Below are 17,299 nucleotides of genomic sequence, written 5' to 3' on the forward strand. Positions count from 1 at the left end.
AGGGGCCCACCGAAACGGCCTCCGGACGGCCTCCGGACGGTCTCCGGACGGCCTCCGGGACGCCTGCCGCGAGGCGCGGAAGCCCCGCCGCGCGGGCGCTCCGGGTGTTCCGCCCTGAAATCGGGGGAGAAAGATCCACGCCAGGTAACGGGCCGGTAGCGGTCGGATACCGGGTTTGGTGCGGAGTATGGCGCTTAAAGCACGTTGTTCGCTTTTGTAACCTTCTGCACCAGCTCCCGTCGTGGCGCGTCGCTCCACCGGGCGCGTCCGGAAAGAGAAAGGCGGCTCATGGCTGAATCTGAATCCACCCCCGCTGAGGGGTATCAGAGGGGGCTCGGGACCCGGCAGATCCAGATGCTCGCCATCGGCGGGACGATCGGCACGGGCCTGTTCCTCGGCGCCGGCAAGAACATCGCCAAGGCCGGGCCGGGCCTGATCGTCACCTACCTCGTCGCCGGGATCATGCTGTTCTTCGTCGTCCGGGCGCTGGGCGAGCTGCTCATGTACCGCCGGGCCGAGGGCGGCTTCGCCGGGTACGCGCGCGAGTTCCTCGGGCCGTTCTGGGGCTACGCGACGACCTGGACGTACTGGATCATCTGGGTCACCACCGGCATGGCCGAGCTGACCGCCGCCGGCAAGTACATCCAGAAGTGGTTCCCGCACGTCGCGCAGTGGAAGACGGCGCTGATCGCGCTGATCATCCTGTTCGTGGTCAACCTGATCTCGGTGAAGCTCTTCGGCGAGCTGGAGTTCTGGTTCGCGATGATCAAGGTCGTCGCGATCGTCGCGATGATCGCGATCGGCGTCGCGGTGCTCGCGTTCGGGTTCGGCGACGCGGGCAAGACCGCGTCCGTCGACAACCTCTGGTCGCACGGCGGGTTCTTCCCCGAGGGTGCGACGCCGGTCATCATGACGCTCCAGATGGTGCTGTTCGCCTACCTCGGCGTGGAGCTGGTCGGCGTGACCGCGGCCGAGGCCAAGGACCCGGAGAAGAACATCCCGCGCGCGATCAACGCGCTGCCGATCCGGTTCGCCCTGTTCTACCTCGGGTCGCTGCTGGTCATCCTGTCGGTGGTGCCGTGGACGGTGTTCTCCCCGGACTCCAGCCCGTTCGTGCTCGCCTTCGACAAGGTCGGCATCGCGCACGGCGGCGACATCGTCAACTTCGTCGTGCTGACCTCGGCGCTGTCGTCCTGCAACGCGGGCGGGCTGTACTCCACGTCCAGGATGCTGCGGACGGCGGGCGTGAACGGCGACGGCCCGGCGATCCTGAGCCGGCTGAACGGACGCGGCGTGCCGGTGCTGACCGTCGTGATCTCCGCGCTGGTCATGTGCATCGGCGTGGTCGTGAACGCGATCGCGCCGGGCAAGGCGTTCGACTACATCACCTCGGTCTCGACCGGTGGCGCCCTGATGGTCTGGAGCATCATCGTCATCTCGCACCTGATCTACCGGCGGAAGGTCGCGCGCGGTGAGCTGCCCGGGTCGTCCTACCGGATGCCGGGGGCGCCCTACACCAGCTACCTGGTGCTGGCGTTCTTCGCCTTCGTCGTCGTGACGATCGCGTGGGAGGCCGACACCCGCATCGCCCTGTGGGTGATGCTCGGCTGGGCCGCGATCATGCTGATCGGCTGGCAGTTCGTGCGGCGCGCCTCGGTGCGCGCCGCCGAGACGCCCGAAGAGGCTCCGGCCACGGTCTGACGACCGCTTTCCCCGGACGGGGGCTTCCAGCATCCGCTGGGAGCCCCCGTCCTGGTTTCGGGGCGTTCGGCCAGGTCTGGTCGTCGCGGCGGGTGCAAGTGCGGGTGAACACTGCCATTGCGGGGTGAGTCGGACTGGGCCCCCGGGCGGGTGCCGATCTATCGTGGACGCACCCGACGGGGGAGGGACCGGTGACCGGCAGGACCGTGAAGCGCGGCCTGGCCGCGCGACTCGATCTCATCCCCATCGCGCCCCGGACGATGCTGGAGCTGCGCGTCCGCTGGGTGCTGCTGATCGTGGTCGCGACGGCGAACCTGGGTGGCGCGATCGTGGTGCTGCTGTTCGCCACCTTCGTCATCCCGGACCCGCCGATCCACGGGATCGAGCACGTCCGGCTCGTGAACACGGTCGCGTTCTTCAGCTATCCGGTCGTCGCCGGGCCGGTCGCGATGGCCACCGGCCTGGCCCTGTGGCGCCCGGTGATCCGGCTGGCCCGCGACGGCGGCGTCCCGGACGCGGCGCAGCGGCGGGCCGTCCTGCTCGGGCCGCTCCGGCTGACCCTCCTGGTCGGGATGCTGTGGGCGGTCGGCGCGATCGGCTGGGCCGCGCTGGACGCGGCGCTGTTCAACGCGCGGATGGCCACCAAGGTCGGATCCACCTGCCTGCTCGGCGCGATCACCACCTGCACGACGGTCTACCTGCTGTCCGAACGGCTGCTGCGCCCCGCCGCCGCCCTCGCGCTGGAGAGCCGGTCGGCCCAGAACGTCCGGCTGCCCGGGGTGACGACGCGGGTGATGCTCGCGTGGGCGCTCGGCACGGCCGTCCCGGTGTTCGGGCTGCTGGGCGTGGGCGTCGCCGCGTTGGTCACGCCCGGCATCCGCACCACCCAGCTCGCGCTGACCATCCTGGCGCTCGGCGCGACCGCGATCGGCGTCGGGACGGGCGTGACGTTCCTGGCCGTCCGGGCGATCGCCGACCCGATCAAGGCGGTGCGCGGCGGGATGACCCGGGTCGCGCTCGGCGACCTGACCGGCGAGGTGGAGGTGTACGACGCGAGCGAGGTCGGGCAGCTCCAGGCCGGGTTCAACGACATGGTCGCCGGGCTGCGCGAGCACGAGCGGCTGCGCGACCTGTTCGGACGGCACGTCGGCGAGGAGGTCGCGGGCCTGGCGTTCGAGCGCGACATCGAGCTCGGCGGCGAGACCCGGGACGTCGCGGTGCTGTTCGTCGACCTCACCGGCTCCACCCGGCTCGCCGAGACCCGCTCCCCGGACCAGGTCGTCGTGCTGCTCAACGCGTTCTTCGCCGTGGTCGTCCGGGTGGTCGCCGCGCACGCGGGCTGGATCAACAAGTTCGAGGGGGACGCGGCGCTGGCGATCTTCGGCGCGCCGTCCGGGATGGACGACGCCGCCGGGGCGGCCCTCGGCGCGGCCCGCGAGCTGGGCGACCGGCTGCGCGAGGAGGTCCCCGAGGTGGACGCGGGGATCGGCGTGTCCGCGGGGCCGGTCGTCGCCGGCTACATCGGGGCCGAGCAGCGCTTCGAGTACACCGTGATCGGCGACCCGGTGAACGAGGCCGCGCGGCTCAGCGACCTCGCCAAGACCTACGACGAGCGGGTGCTGGCGTCCGGGATCGTCCTCGAGCGCGCCGGGGAGGCCGAGGCCGGGCGGTGGCGGTTCGGCGAGACGATCCACCTGCGCGGACGCAACCGCGCGACCCGCCTCGCCCTCCCGGGACCGCCCGACCGGGCCCCGGACGCCGCCGGGACCGAGGCCGCGGAGCAGGACGAGCAGCGCGACTCCCGCCGCTTCCCGAGGCTGCCGAGGCCGCGCGTCCCGATCCGCCGCCGCCCCGCGCACGACGGCGAACCGGACGTCGCCGGCTGATCTCCCAAGACGCCGGCTGACCTTCCGGGACGTCGCAGTCCGACCTCCCGGGACGCCGCGACCGGGTTTTTGCGCCCTCTTGTCGTGGAGCGAGCCGTCCTGAGGGGGAAACGGGACGGGCGGGATGATTACCTCCCCACGGGAGGTCGGTTGACCAGACTGCGGGCTTTGCCGATACGTGTGCGCATGCCGCTGCTCGCCGCGGCTGTGGCGGCGCTGGCCTGCGTGGTCATCAGCGTGCTCCTGGTCGCCGGCGTGCACGGCCGGGTGTCCGGCTACGACCGGGAGCGGATCACGGCCGCGGCCATGACCCTCGTCCAGATGACCGAGCGGCACCGGCTGCCCGTCCGGCTGCCGGACGTGGACCGCGTCGAGGCCGCGGAGGTGCTGGACGCGCACAGCCGGGTGGTGTCCGGGACGCCCGGCCTGGTCGGACGCCCGCCCATCGCCTCGTTCCAGCCGGGTGAGGAGACCGTCAGCGCCTCCCGCGTGCTCTGCCCGCCGCGCGGGCTGCGCGGCTGCATGACCGTGGTCGCCTTCCGGGTGTTCCAGCCCGGCGGCGACTGGACGGTGTACGCGGCCGACCCGGTCGGGCCCTGGTACGCGAGCGGGGCCCTGCTGGCGTTCGTGATCGGGGCGACGCTGGCGCTCACGCTGCTGACCGCGCTCCTCACCCGCCGGACGATCGGCCGCACGCTCGCTCCGGTGGACGCGATCCGCTACGAGCTCGCCGAGATCACCGCGACCGAGTCCGGCCGCCGGGTGCCGGTGCCGCCCGTCGGGGACGAGATCCGGCGACTCGCCGAGACCGCCAACGCGACCCTGGACCGGCTGGACGCCGCTCTGGAGCGGCAGCGCCGGTTCACCTCCGACGCGTCCCACGACCTGCGCAGTCCGATCACCGGCGCGCGCACGGGGCTGGAGGAGGCGCTGCTGTACCCCGACCAGGCCGACTGGCCGCGGGTCGCGCAGAACGTCCTGGTGTCCCTGGACCGCCTGCAGGCGATCGTCGCCGACCTGCTCGCGCTCGCCAGCCTGGACGCCTCCGCGGACGCCGGTGACGAGGAGGTGGACCTCGCGCGGCTGGTCTCCACCGAGCTCGCCCGCGCCGTCCAGGACACCCACACCTCGGTGGACCTCGACCGGGGCGTCGTCGTGCGCGGCGACCGGCTCCAGCTCGCCCGGCTGCTGACCAACCTGCTCACCAACGCCGAACGGCACGCCGCGTCCCGGATCTCGGTGTCGGTCGCCGGCGAGGGCGACGAGGCCGTCCTGACCGTCGCCGACGACGGCGCGGGCGTCCCGCCGGAGGACCGCGAGCTGGTCTTCCAGCGGTTCGTCCGGCTCCGGGAGAGCCGCGACCGCGACCCGACCGGCACCGGCCTCGGCCTGCCGATCGCGCGCGAGATCGCGCGGGCCCACGGCGGGACGTTGACCATCGCCGACAGCGAGACGGGCGCCTGCTTCGTCCTGCGCCTCCCGCGCGCTCCCCGCACCGGACCCGAGCCGCGCTCCCCGGGCCGTGCCGAGCCGGGCGGCTCCACCCGCTGAGCCGCGCTCCCCGGGCCTGGCCCGAGCTGCGCTCCCCGGGCCGGGCGTTCACCCGCTGAGCCGCGCTCTCGGCCCGTGCGGGTCGACCCGCTGAGCCGTGCTCCCGGGCCGGGCCCGAGCTGCGCTCCCCGGGCCGGGCGTTCGCCCGCTGAGCCGCGCTCCCCGGGCTGGGCGGATCCATCTCTGAGTCGCGTCCTCGGGGCCCCTGAACGCGCTGACCCCCGCGCGGTGGAGGGTCCGCGCGGGGGGTGGTCCGCGAACCGGCCGGCGTGCTCCCGTGCCGCCGTCCGGCGGGGTCGATCGCGGTGGGGACGGTCAGAAGGTGCCCTGGGACAGGTGCATCCACCCGGTGTAGGCCGCGTCCTTCGCGCGGAAGCGGATGCGCTGGAAGGACCGCGGGTTGATGTACCCGGGCCCCGCCGCCAGGACGTACTGGTACACGTGGTCGGACGCGATGAAACCGACGTCCGCGTCGGTGTCGGCCATGCGCCGCCGCAGCTCCGGCGCGTCCAGCAGGCGGGCGGCCTGGATGATCGCCACGCCGTTCACGCCCTCCCGGTCCGGCATCACCGGGCCGATGTTCAGCGACAGCCGGACGCGCAGCCGCATCGCCTCGCTGGCGGCGTGGTTGTGGCGGCGCAACCGGGCGGTGAGCAGTGACAGCATCGGGTCGACGACCCGCGCGGGCGGGGCCTGCGGCGGGACGACGATGAGCATGCCGTCGCCGCGGTCCTCGTGGTAGCAGGCCGCCCAGGGGACGCTCGACCCCTCCAGCGCCTCCGGGACGGCCTCGTACAGGATGCGTCGCAGTTCCATCCGGTCGGTGTCGTTGCGGTGCTCGGCCGAGAACCCCACGACGTCGACGAAGATGATGGAGCAGACCGTCCCGGCCCAGTCGAGTGTGGTCGTCGGACGCCGCCGCACCGGCGGCGGAGCCGATCCGCGCGGCAGGGGCACCGGCACCGTCGCGGCCGTGACCGTCGAGCGCCGCTCCTCCCGCACCGGGGGCTGCGTGAGGCGCGCGTACATCTGCTGGTCCAGGATGGTCAGCACGCGCGGGTACGCGGTGAGGAAGGCGGCGAACTCGCTCACCGGCATCCGCAGCACGGTCAGCCGGTCGAGCGCGACGACCGTCGCCGACCGCGTCCGCACGAGCAGCGCGGCCCGCTCGCCGATCAGGTCGCCCGGCCCCCGTACCGCGACGATCCGCTCACCGCCCTTCTCCCGGACCCGGATCGTGACCTTCCCGCTCCAGATGACCGCCACATGGTCGGCGTGCTCGTGCTGCCGCCACAGGACGTGCCCGGCGGGCAGCACCTCGGGCTCGGAGTACCGCAGGAAGCGCATCCGCTCGACCGAGGTCAGCGCGGACCAGAAGTCCGCCGAACCGGCCGTCCAGCCCACGGGCTCGGGCAGCGTGGGCTCCTCGAACGGGTTCGGCAGGCGGGCGCCGTCGTGTCCCCCGTGACGCGCCGGAACCCCTGATCCGTGCATGGCGGCCGGAACGGCGGGGACGCCGGGCCGGGCCGCCCCCTCGACGGCTCGGCCCGGCACGTGGTCGAGCTCGGCCGCGGGCACCGGCGGACGGTCGTGCCGTCCGGTCTCGTCCAGTTGCGGACGGCGTCCACTCGTGGACACCGAAGGACGCGTGGGGGCCGCCACGTCGTCCTCGCCCAGGGGCCAGAGCATCGGCTGGGTCGGGGCGAACAACCCGCCGTCACTGTGCGCGCCCGAGCGCGCCGGCCCGGAGCGGGGGCGTTCGCCGGCCGGACGGTCCCGTCGGGTGACCTCGTCGGGAGGCCGGTCGATGTCGCCGGAATCGGGAGTTTCGTCGGGATCGAAGGGAAGGTGCCGATCTGGGGGATAACTGGTCATCACGACCCTCATAGGGGGGAGGGGGCGGGACGAGCCGCCGGAAATCGAAGCGCTGGGGCGGGTGCGGCGGGGGTGCCGACCCGCGGTGCCGGCCTCCGCGACCTCTCCCGCGCCGCCGTGGCGTCGCGGGAACGGAATGCCGGTCCGGCCCTGGTGAGAACCGGTCGAGCGTGCTTTGATTGACGGAGACCATCATCGTTTCCGCTGGTCAACGAGCCCACGCCCCGATGATCGGGTGCGGGCCACCGGGCCGGCGGCGACCTGGCGGTCCCCTGCGGAGCCGCCCCCGTCCCCTCTCGATCCCCTGGCTGGCAACCGGTGTCGAGACGGATCCGGGGCGGCTCTGTTCGTGTCCCTGCGGGGCGCTTGATCCGTCGTCACTGCCTCCCGAGCGTCGGCGCGGTGTCGATCGGCGCGCTCCCGCTACCACGGACGATGCCGCAAACCCCTCACGCGCGGTAAAGGACGGTCTAGGCTTCTACCATCCACCTTGGTGTGGAGCATCTGAGCGTCTACCGATTTGCTACATTGCATCCTAGCACCTGCCTTATCGCAAGGAAGAGGATTGAAACCATGACAGAGGTGGACGTGGGGCCACTTCTTCGGTGGACCGCCCGGTCGGCGGGGAGTGCGGGTGCGCCCGGTGGCGAGATGCCTCCCGCCGAGCAGCCGGGTGCCGTCACGGTTGATGTCTCCTCGACGGCCAGCAATGTGTCTTGTTACGTGTTGCCAGGTAGCAACCGGCTATATGATTTCAGTTACGCAAAGTGAGAACGAGCGGATAAGCGGGTGAAGGTGCCGCTCGTTCGGGCTCGGACGCCGGACGCGCCCACCTGCGCCCGTTCCTAGTGAGGATGAGGCTGAGATGGCCACGGACCAGGGTCCTGTAGTCGACAGCGCGTTGCTGCGCAGCGAGCTCGTCAGACTCCGGAAAGAGAAGAGCCTGACCCAGGAGCAGGTGGCGCGCACCCTGGAGTGGTCGCCTTCCAAGCTGATCAGGGTCGAGGGCGGCAAGAGTTCGATCACTCGTACCGACCTCCAGGCGCTCCTCATGACGTACGACGTGACGTCCGAGAGTCGTCAGGAGCGTCTGCAGACGCTCGCCCGAGGGGCCCGCGAGACCCCCTGGTGGAACAAGTACCGGACCCTGGTCGGTGACGACCTGCTGAGCCTGACCGGATATACGGCCGGGGCGTCCTACATCAGGCAGTTCCACAACGCGCTGATCCCGGGTCTCCTGCAGACTTCGGAGTACGCGCAGGTGATCACCTCCGACCTGGCCAACCCGACCGCCCAGCAGATGGCGATCGAGCTCCGGCTGGAGCGCCAGCGCCGGCTCCGCGAGCGCGCGAACCCGCCGCGCCAGTTCTACCTTCTGGACGAAGCCGTCATCCGTCGCCACGTCGGGGTGAGTCGGGACCCCGGCATCATGCCCGCGCAGCTCAAGCACATCGTCGACCGGGTGGAGAACGAAGACCAGCTCAGCGTGCGGGTCATCCCGTTCCGGGCCGGATACCACCAGGGCGTCTACGGTCCGTTCGTCCTGCTGGAGTTCGACGGCGAGCTGTCCGACGTGCTCCACCTGGAGGGCAGGCCGGGCACTGCCGCGACGATCACGGGCGACGACCCGCAGGTCGCCGAGTACCGGGACATTTTCGAACGCATGCTCGAGGCCGCGCTCCCGGCCGACCAGACCATCGAACTCATCCGGCAGGTCGCCGAGGAGTTGGAGGGGTGAGGGAGGGATAACTCGAATCGCACACCTATCGGGCCACCAGGCCATATAGGGCGACCCGTGATCTTGTGGCGGAGTGTAGGCGGGAAAAGGACAAACGTTTACACTCATGGGCGGAGAGGCCACAAGGTCGTGGTGAGTTGTGCCCAACTCGACCCTGGCTCGGTGGGTGCGCCGGTCCGATTTCGGGCGAGGTGGCCCCCGCCAGCAATGTATGGAGGGTTGCTGGATGGTCGTTCGGACGGACCGGGGGAATGCGCTGAACTGGCGCAAAAGCAGCGCGAGTGGCGCCGGGCAGGAGTGCGTCGAGGTCGCGCCCTGGCGCGCGCTGGTGCTCGTGCGGGATTCTCACGCGCCCGAGTACGGAGAGATGGAGCTGAGTCACGATCGGTGGCGCGGACTTCTGACAAGCATTCGCGCCGGACGATGTGACGTCGTGCCAAGGCCCGGCTGATTTTCGTCCTGCGGAATTCCGTGTGTTCGAGTGTGGGTTGTGGGGGCACGGCGCTCGGGCGAGGGACGGTCGCCGCGGGGTGAGCGGAGCGCGTGCGCTCCGCGAGGCCGACGGGGCCGCGGCGGCGACGTCCCGAGGCGGCACGTCGGCCTGTCCTGTGGCGGTGTCGTCCCGTGCCGGTCGTCGGTCCGCCGGGCGGACCTGGTTACCGTGAGGGAATGGTCGGGTCACTTGCCGGGGAGCTTTCTGGGATCGTCCGCACCGACCTGACGGCGCGGACGGCCTACTCCTCGGACGCGTCCCTGTACCGGCGTGTTCCGGTCGCGGTGGCGGAGCCGCGCTCGGTCGAGGACCTCGAACGGATCCGGCGGGTGGCGGTCGAGGCCGGGGTGCCGGTGACCGTGCGAGGCGGCGGGACGTCCGTGGCGGGGAACGCGATCGGGGACGGGCTCGTCGTCGACGTCTCGCGGCACCTGACGGCGATCAGGGCGATCGACGCCGAGGCGCGGACGGCCGTGGTCGAGCCCGGGGTCGTCCTGGACGATCTGCGGGCCGCGGCGGCGTCGCACGGGCTGACGTTCGGGCCCGATCCGTCCACGCATTCGCGGTGCACGCTCGGCGGGATGATCGGCAACAACGCGTGCGGATCGCACAGCGTCGCCTACGGGACGACGGCCGCGAACGTCCTGGAGCTGCGGCTTCTGCTCGCGGACGGGCGCCATGTCACCGCGCGGCGCGGCGGTGTCGACGACCCTGAGCTCGAACGAGGTCTGCGGGCGCTGCGGGACGCGCATCTCGGGTCGCTGCGCACCGAACTCGGACGGTTCGAGCGGCAGGGGTCCGGCTACGGGCTGCATCATCTGCTGCGCGAGAACGGGTTCGACGTGGCGAAGGCGCTGGTCGGAGCCGAGGGGACGTGCGGGATCGTCACCGAGGCGACCGTCCGGCTGGTGGAGCCGCCGAAGGCGCGGGCGCTGGCGGTGCTCGGTTTTCCGGACGTGTACGAAGCGGCGGAGGCGGCGCCCGCGATCGCGGCGTCCGGGACGGTGCTGACCGTCGAGGGCATGGCGTCCGATCTGCTCGCGGCGCTGCGCACCCGGCCGGGGCGCCGGGACGCGGGATCCGACCTCCCTCCCGGCGGCGGCTGGCTGTACTGCGAGGTCGGCGGGGAGAGCCGGGAGGCGGCGCGCGAGGCCGCGCGGGCGATCGCCCGGGTGAGCGAGCACTCCGTCGTCGTGGACGATCCGCGACGTATGCGGGAGTTGTGGTGGATTCGGGAGGCGGGCGCGGGCATCGTGACGCGCCTTCCGGACGGCGGCGAGGCGTGGCCCGGCTGGGAGGACTCGGCCGTCCCGCCCGACCGGCTGGCGTCGTACCTGCGGGAACTGTACGCATTGATGCGGACGCACGGGTTGCGAGGCGTGCCGTTCGGGCATTTCGGCGAGGGCTGCCTGCATGTGCGGCTCGACTTTCCGCTGGCGACGCGTCCGGGGGTGTACCGGGCGTTCGCCGAGGACGCGGCCGATCTCGTCGTCGCGCACGGCGGTTCGGTGTCGGGGGAGCACGGCGACGGCCGCGCCCGGTCCGAACTGCTCGACCGCATGTACTCGCCGGAGCTGCGGGCGGCGTTCGCCGCGTTCAAGCACCTCTTCGATCCGGGCCGCACGTTCAATCCGGGTGTGGTCGCCGATCCGGAGCCGCTGGACGATCGGCTGCGTCCCGGGCCGGGGGCGGACCGCCTCACGATCACTCCGGTGCACGCGCTGGCGCGCGACGGCGGGTCGTTCGCGGCGGCCGTGCAGCGATGCGTGGGCGTCGGCGCGTGCCGGGCGGTGGACGCCGGGACGTCCATGTGCCCCTCGTTCAAGGTCACCCGGGACGAGGTCCACTCGACGCGGGGGCGGGCCCGGGTGCTGGCCGAGCTGCTGCGGGGAGACTCGCTGCGGGACGGGTGGCGCTCGACCGAGGCGCGGGACGCGCTCGACCTGTGCCTCTCGTGCAAGGCGTGTGCGAGTGACTGCCCGGTCAACGTCGACATGGCCACGTACAAGGCCGAGTTCCTGCACCGCCATTACGCGCGGCGCGTCCGGCCGATGGCGCACTACTCGATGGGGTGGCTGCCGCTGTGGTCGCGCCTCGCGACGGCCGTCCCGGGAGCGGCGGGGGTGGCGAACGCGGCGTTGCGATGGCCCGGGGTCGCGAAGGCGGTGAAGCTCGCGGCGGGGATCGAACCGCGCCGTGACCTGCCGCCCTTCGCCGTCCGTCCGCTGCGGGACGGCCTGCCCGGACGGTCCGGTGGACGGCCCGTCGTGCTGTGGCCGGACACGTTCACCGCCTTCCACACGCCCGAGGTCGGACGCGCCGCCGTGACCGTCCTGTCTGCGACCGGGCATCGGGCCGTCCTGCCGCCGCGCGCGGTCTGCTGCGGCCTGACCTGGCATTCCACCGGGCAGCTCGGGATCGCGAAGCGTGTGCTGCGGCGGACGCTGGACGTGCTCGAACCCGCGCTCGACGCCGGGCTGCCGGTCGTCGGGCTCGAACCGTCCTGCACGGTCATGTTGCGGGACGAGGCGCCCGAGCTGCTGCCGGACGATCCGCGCGCGCACCGCCTCGCCGCGTGCGTGGTCACGCTCGCCGAGCTTGTCGCGGACGCCGATCCGTGGCCGTTCGGGACGGTCGACCGGGACGCCGTCGCGCAGGTGCACTGCCATCAGGAGGCCAAGGGGTCATATGACCCTGACCTGCGGGTTCTTGAACGGCTCGGGGTGCGGACGGACGTGGTCGGGGCGGGGTGCTGCGGCCTGGCGGGCGACTTCGGGTTCGCGCGCGGGCACTGGGAGGTGTCGCAGGGCTGCGCCGAACGCGAGCTGTACCCGAAGGCGCGCGAGGCCCCGCTCGTCCTGGCGGACGGGTTCTCGTGCCGCGTCCAGATCATCCAGGGGACGGGGCGACGCGCCGTCCACCTGGCCGAACTCCTGGCGGACGCGCTCTAGCCGATCACCTTCAGAAGGTCGTCGACGTCCTCGTCCGCGGGGACGATCCCGAGGTCCGCGAGTTCTTTGAGGAACTCGGACCGGTCCAGCTCGCGGGTCTCGCGCGTGCCGTCGGGCCAGGTGGTGGTCAGGGTCAGGTTGTCCAGCTGCCGGAGGGCGTCCGCGGCGAATCGCTGCGCGTACACGCGTTCGACGAACGGCGAGTGGGAGTTGGTGGCGACGTAGTGGCTGCCCAGGGCGAAGTCGATCGGGAACGCGCGGACCTGCGTGAACACGTGCCGCCGCGTCCAGCCCTCGGGGCCGTCCTGCTGGAGCGTCCAGTTCCGCACGCCGAACTCGTCGTCGTCGAGCCGGACGAGCCGGAACCGCCAGCCGTCCTGGTCGGACTCGACGCCGTCCTCGAGCGGCAGCGGCTCCAGCGGTCCGCCGCCGAACCCGACGTCGCACAGCCACTCGCGGTCGTCGTCCTGGGGCCGGACCACCAGCAGCGCGTGCGTCGCGGGACGGATCGCCCCCTCCGGCGCGCCGACGACGACGCGTCCAACGACGCCGGTGAAGTCGAAACCGAGCCGTTCCAACGCGGCCGCGAACAGCGCGGCGTGTTCGAAGCAGTAGCCGCCGCGGGCGGAACGCACCATCTTGTCCTGAAGGGACGGCACGTCCAGCAGGACGGGCCGGCGGAGCGCGGGCTCAAGGTTCTCGAACGGGATCGACGTGGTGTGGCCACGGTGTAGCGCGCGGAGCGTCGCGAGCGTGGGGACCCGGTCGCCGTCGTAGCCGATGCGGTCCAGAAACGCGTCGAGATCCAGGTCGTCGCCGTGCCAAATGTCGCTCATGCCGAGAACGCTACGACCTCAACCGCTCTTCAGGTCAAGGCCGCCGTCCACCTGCGCCTTCTCGGCAGGGCGGTCCAGCGGGATGAGGTCCACGCCGGTGAGATCCACGCCGGTGAGATCCACGTTGGGGAGGTTCAAGGCGGGGTCGGGCGGGCTCGCGAGGATGGCGCGGAGTGTCAGTTCCTCCTCGCGGCTCAGCGTCGCGACGAAGCGGGCCAGCACCTCGGGCGGGTCGCTGGCGACCCGGAGCCGGTCGTGCATCTGGTCGGCGACGAGCCGGGACTCGTCCACCGCCAGCTTGTAGAGGAAGTGGCGGCCCTCCCGCATCCGGCTGACCAGGCCCTTGCCCAGCAGCCGGAACAGGATCGTGTTCACCGTGGTGTAGGCGGGCGCGCCGATCAGCGCGTCGCGCAGTTCCGCGGTCGCGACCGGCCGCTCCGCGGCGGCGAGCGCCGCGAGCACCTCAGCCTCCAGTTGCCCCAGCCGTCTGCGCGTCACCGGATCCGTCCCCGCTCCGTCCGACGTTTGCATGATGGGGCAATCGTAGTCCGCGCCGTCCGGTCTGGGGCGCCTCGTCCCTCCCGGTTCTCCCGTTCGTTTCAGGAGATTCCCATCGCACGGTTAGCGATCATGCTCGAGGGTAATGAAGAGGCTGCGGAGAGTAATCAATCTCTCCCGCAAGGACGCCCACCACGCCGGGCCACACCGACCGGAGCCCGTCACCGACCCCCGGGCCCCCGGATCGGCCCGGCGCGGTGGGCGACCCGCCCACCGCGCCTCCTGGCGGGTCAGCGCACGTAGACGGCGGTGCCCACCGGCACGAGCCGGAACAGCAGGTCGGCCGTGTGGTACATCGGGATGCGCGCGCAGCCGTGCGACGCCGGGTACAGCGGGACGCTCGGCTCCCCATGCAGCGCGTAACCGCCGTGGAAGTACATCGGCTTGTAGAGGCCGCCCAGCGGCGCGTGCCGCCAGCCGTTGATCTTCCGCAGAACGTGGAAGTTCCCGGACGGCGTCCGCGCGTACTCGCACTTGCCCTGCGAGCAGTACCGCTTGCCGGAGCCCGTGGACGTGATGGTGATCAGCTGGACCCTGTTGTTCTTGTAGAGCACGACGAGCTGGTGCTTCTTGGAGATCTCGACGCGGTTCGCCGCCCCGCCCTTGATGATGCGCGGCGGCTGCGCCGGGTGCGCGAGGGCCTTCCAGGTCCTCGAGCCCACGGTGCTGCTCGGGGTGATCTTGTTGACGCGCTGGAAGGCGTAGACCGCGTACCGCAGGTCCTTGCCGTACCGGCCGTCGACCGTGCCCGGGTCGTAGTGCAGCGCCCGCAGGCGGGTCTGGAGGTACTTCACCGACGCGCCCTTGTCGCCGTAGTGCAGCGTCTTGGCCTGGGCCGAGACGTCACCCCGCGCGGCCGCGACGGTCCGCGGGGCGAGGCCCGCCGTGTCCGGTGCCCGGTGCACGGCGGCCTCGGCGGTGCCGGGCAGTGCCGCCGAGATCGCCCCGGCGATCGCCAGCGGGACGAGACCAAGCAGGAGTCGGCGCATTCATTTCTCCTCGGGGGTTCGGGGGGAAGGATCTCCTTCTTTGAGTAGTCCTCCCGGGCCTGAGGGACAAGTGGGGTGAAGGGTGTGAATGCCCACGAGAAGACGGCCGAACCCGAAGGGTCCGGCCGTCGTCAAACCACGCGTGTGCGGTCGGTCTCAGCGGACGCGGAGCTTGGGACCGTTGAGCGAGGTGTAGAAGACGTGCTTCTTGCTGTCCAGGCGGCCGACGGCCGCGTAGACGCGGAAGTGTTCGGTGCCTTCGAGCGGGCCGGAGATCCGGCGGACCGCCCCGTTGCCGCCGTGGGTGACGAAGCACATGTCGTGGATCGCGTCGTGGCCCTTGCCGCCCCACAGGTCGTAGCAGAACCCGGCGCTCTTGCCGTCGCCGCGGGTGTCCTTGACCTTGGTCACCATGAAGACGAAGGCGGGACCGGTCCCCTTGCGGGCCCAGTACCAGTGGCCCCAGACCTTCGCGCCGCGGATCTCCTTGGCCTTGTAGTAGTGGATCTTGCCGGTGCGCACCATCGCGGCGCTGGACGAGACGTCCGAGCCGGTCCGGAACGACGAGCCGGAGGCGGCCCGGTGACCGGCGTCCGCGGACGCCGGGAGCGCCGTGGCGAGAGCGGTCGCCAGCGCCGCGCCGCCGACGACGACTGCGGTGAGTTTGCGCATGCTGACACCTTTTGTGCGGGGGTGTGATGTGAGTGGTGGGATGGTATCCCGCCGAACCCCCATCCTGATCATCTTTTCTCGCAGCCTGATGCGACGAAGGACGCGGCACGGTGCCGGTGCGTCAGCGCAGGGGGATCAGGCCCGTCTGGTAGGCGATGATGACGAGCTGTACGCGGTCGCGCGCGTCGAGTTTGGCGAGCAGGCGGCGGACGTGGGTCTTGGCCGTGCCGGGGCCGATGTACAGCCGCTGGGCGATCTCGGCGTTGGTCAGGCCCTTGGCCACCAGGACGAGGACCTCGCGTTCGCGGTCGGTGACGGCGTCGAGCGCCGCTGGGGTCGCCGGGAAGGGGTCGGGTTCCGGCCGGGCCGCGAACTCCTCGATCAGTCTCCGGGTGATGCCGGGGGCCAGCAGCGCGTCACCGGCCGCGATCACTCGGACGGCGGCCAGCAGGTCCAGGGGCGGAGTGTCCTTGAGGAGAAAGCCGCTGGCTCCGCCGCGCAGCGCCCCGAAGACGTATTCGTCCAGGTTGAAGGTGGTCAGGATCAGGACGCGCACCTCCGTGGACGACGTGATGAGCCGGGTCGCCTCGATGCCGTCCATTTCGGGCATGCGCACGTCCATGAGCACGACGTCGGGCCGTTCCCGGCGGGCCCGCTCGACGGCGTGGAGTCCGTTGGCCGCCTCGCCCACCACGGTCAGGTCGGCCGCCGATTCGACGATGCCCGCCAGCCCCGCCCGTACCAGGGCCTGATCGTCGGCGACCACCACGCGGATCACGCGGGATCCTCGGCCAGGGGGAGCCGGGCGGCCACCTGGAAGCCCCGGCCGGGCAGGGGGCCCGCGTGGAACCGGCCGCCGTAGAGGTTGACCCGTTCCCGCATGCCGTCCAGGCCGTGCCCGTGGACCGGGGGCGCGGTGCCGCCGCTGCCGTCGTCGGTCACCTCGATGGCCAGCTCGCCGGCCCGGTAGTCGATGACGGCGCGGGCCGCCGTGGTTCCGGAGTGCCTCACCACGTTGGTCAGGGCCTCCTGGACGATTCGGTAGGCCGACAGGTCGATCCCGGCGGGCAGGTCGCGCGGCCGTCCGCTGATGGCGAGTTCGACCCGGACGCCCGCTTGGGCGGTCTGCGTCACGAGCCGTTCCAGATCCGCCAGCCCTGGGGCGGGGGCGCGGATGGAGACGTCCGCCGGGCCGCCCGGGCCGCCCGGGTCGTCCTCGCGGAGCAGTCCGAGTAGCCGGCGCATCTCGCCCAGCGTCTCCCGGCCGGTGGACTCGATGATGCCCAGCGCGGTGCGGGCCTCGGCCGGCCGATCGTCGATCACGAGATGCCCGAAGCCGGCCTGGACGGTGATCACGCTCATGCTGTGCGCGACCACGTCGTGCAGCTCGCGGGCGATCCGAATCCGTTCCTCGGTGACCTGGCGCCGGGCCTTGTGCCGTTCGGCCTCGGCCCGCTCGGCCTGGCGCACGATCTGCTCCGCCTGCCGCGCGGCCTGCTGCCGGAGCAGGTTCTCGGTGTAGGCGCGGTGCTGTCCCACCGCGAAGCCGACCGTCCACACGGTGACGAAGAGGAAGACGAACATGACCATGCCCCGGCTGGGCGAGGTCGCGATCGCCAGTACCGGCGCCAGCGCCACGGCGAGCGCGACGACCGCGGTGCGGGGGCGGCAGAGGGACGCCGCCGAGTAGAGGACGTAGGGCATCGCCATGACCGGCGGACCCGCACCCCCGCCGCCGTGGACGGGAAGCACGGTCAGGATCGAGGCGGTCATCGCGAGCACCGCCCCCAGCGGGTACCGCCGCCGCAGCGCCACCGCCGCGACGACCAGCGCCGTCCCGGAGAGCACCAGTAGGGCGACGCCCGGCGTGCGCATGTACTTCCACAACGACATCGGCATCATCAGGGCGCATGCCGCGGCGGCGAGATGGTCCAGCGCCCGCCAGTGCCCGGCGCGCACCCACCCGAACAGCGGCGGGCGGAGCTCGGAATGCATGCCCCGACCGTAGGTGCGCGTTCCGGGATACCGCATCGCCCTGTGGACGTATCC

General features: G+C 72.0%; 13 protein-coding genes. 6 read left to right on the top strand and 7 right to left on the bottom strand.

Features of this window, described 5'->3' with window-relative positions:
- The first annotated feature begins 288 nt into the window (after positions 1-288).
- The 3 genes from AB0L06_RS12430 (at position 289) to AB0L06_RS12440 (ending at position 5,138) form a co-directional block, all read left to right on the top strand.
- Entirely contained in the window at positions 289-1,701 is a 1,413-nt protein-coding gene (locus AB0L06_RS12430; RefSeq protein WP_500231050.1) for an amino acid permease, read from the top strand.
- Between the two features lie 191 nt (positions 1,702-1,892).
- Entirely contained in the window at positions 1,893-3,587 is a 1,695-nt protein-coding gene (locus AB0L06_RS12435; RefSeq protein WP_500231051.1) for an adenylate/guanylate cyclase domain-containing protein, read from the top strand.
- 168 nt (positions 3,588-3,755) lie between these two features.
- Positions 3,756-5,138 carry a sensor histidine kinase gene (locus tag AB0L06_RS12440; RefSeq protein WP_500231052.1) on the top strand — a complete coding sequence of 461 codons (1,383 nt, stop codon included), beginning with the start codon at positions 3,756-3,758 and terminating at the stop codon, positions 5,136-5,138.
- Between the two features lie 315 nt (positions 5,139-5,453).
- Here AB0L06_RS12440 and AB0L06_RS12445 read toward each other — a convergent pair whose 3' ends face one another.
- Complete coding sequence (locus AB0L06_RS12445) at positions 5,454-7,013, bottom strand: cyclic nucleotide-binding domain-containing protein (protein ID WP_500231053.1); 1,560 nt, start codon at positions 7,011-7,013, stop codon at positions 5,454-5,456.
- Between the two features lie 865 nt (positions 7,014-7,878).
- Here AB0L06_RS12445 and AB0L06_RS12450 point away from each other — a divergent pair.
- The 3 genes from AB0L06_RS12450 (at position 7,879) to AB0L06_RS12460 (ending at position 12,195) form a co-directional block, all read left to right on the top strand.
- The gene (locus AB0L06_RS12450; protein ID WP_500231054.1) at positions 7,879-8,751 is read left to right on the top strand and encodes a helix-turn-helix domain-containing protein; all 873 of its coding nucleotides are present in this window, start codon (positions 7,879-7,881) and stop codon (positions 8,749-8,751) included.
- Between the two features lie 226 nt (positions 8,752-8,977).
- The gene (locus tag AB0L06_RS12455) at positions 8,978-9,202 is read left to right on the top strand and encodes a DUF397 domain-containing protein (RefSeq protein WP_500231055.1); all 225 of its coding nucleotides are present in this window, start codon (positions 8,978-8,980) and stop codon (positions 9,200-9,202) included.
- A 218-nt stretch (positions 9,203-9,420) separates the two neighbouring features.
- On the top strand, positions 9,421-12,195 hold the full coding sequence (locus AB0L06_RS12460) for an FAD-binding and (Fe-S)-binding domain-containing protein (protein WP_500231056.1): 2,775 nt from the start codon (positions 9,421-9,423) through the stop codon (positions 12,193-12,195).
- On the opposite strand, the gene AB0L06_RS12465 is transcribed toward AB0L06_RS12460, so the two are convergent.
- From AB0L06_RS12465 to AB0L06_RS12490, 6 genes are all read right to left on the bottom strand, one after another.
- A complete protein-coding gene (locus tag AB0L06_RS12465) occupies positions 12,192-13,031 on the bottom strand; it encodes an arylamine N-acetyltransferase family protein (RefSeq protein WP_500231057.1) in 840 nt (279 codons plus the stop codon). The genes AB0L06_RS12460 and AB0L06_RS12465 overlap by 4 nt on opposite strands.
- 18 nt (positions 13,032-13,049) lie before the next feature.
- Positions 13,050-13,529 carry a BlaI/MecI/CopY family transcriptional regulator gene (locus AB0L06_RS12470; RefSeq protein ID WP_500231058.1) on the bottom strand — a complete coding sequence of 160 codons (480 nt, stop codon included), beginning with the start codon at positions 13,527-13,529 and terminating at the stop codon, positions 13,050-13,052.
- A gap of 290 nt (positions 13,530-13,819) precedes the next feature.
- The gene (locus AB0L06_RS12475) at positions 13,820-14,578 is read right to left on the bottom strand and encodes a L,D-transpeptidase family protein (RefSeq protein WP_500231059.1); all 759 of its coding nucleotides are present in this window, start codon (positions 14,576-14,578) and stop codon (positions 13,820-13,822) included.
- A 156-nt stretch (positions 14,579-14,734) separates the two neighbouring features.
- The gene (locus tag AB0L06_RS12480) at positions 14,735-15,250 is read right to left on the bottom strand and encodes a hypothetical protein (protein WP_500231060.1); all 516 of its coding nucleotides are present in this window, start codon (positions 15,248-15,250) and stop codon (positions 14,735-14,737) included.
- Positions 15,251-15,371: 121 nt separating this feature from the next.
- Positions 15,372-16,028, bottom strand: a complete 657-nt coding sequence (locus AB0L06_RS12485; RefSeq protein ID WP_500231061.1) for a response regulator — start codon at positions 16,026-16,028, stop codon at positions 15,372-15,374.
- Positions 16,025-17,245, bottom strand: a complete 1,221-nt coding sequence (locus AB0L06_RS12490) for a sensor histidine kinase (protein ID WP_500231062.1) — start codon at positions 17,243-17,245, stop codon at positions 16,025-16,027. The genes AB0L06_RS12485 and AB0L06_RS12490 overlap by 4 nt, the downstream gene beginning before the upstream one ends.
- Positions 17,246-17,299: the final 54 nt, after the last annotated feature.

It is taken from the genome of Spirillospora sp. NPDC052269 (assembly GCF_040679435.1).
GTDB lineage: Bacteria > Actinomycetota > Actinomycetes > Streptosporangiales > Streptosporangiaceae > Spirillospora.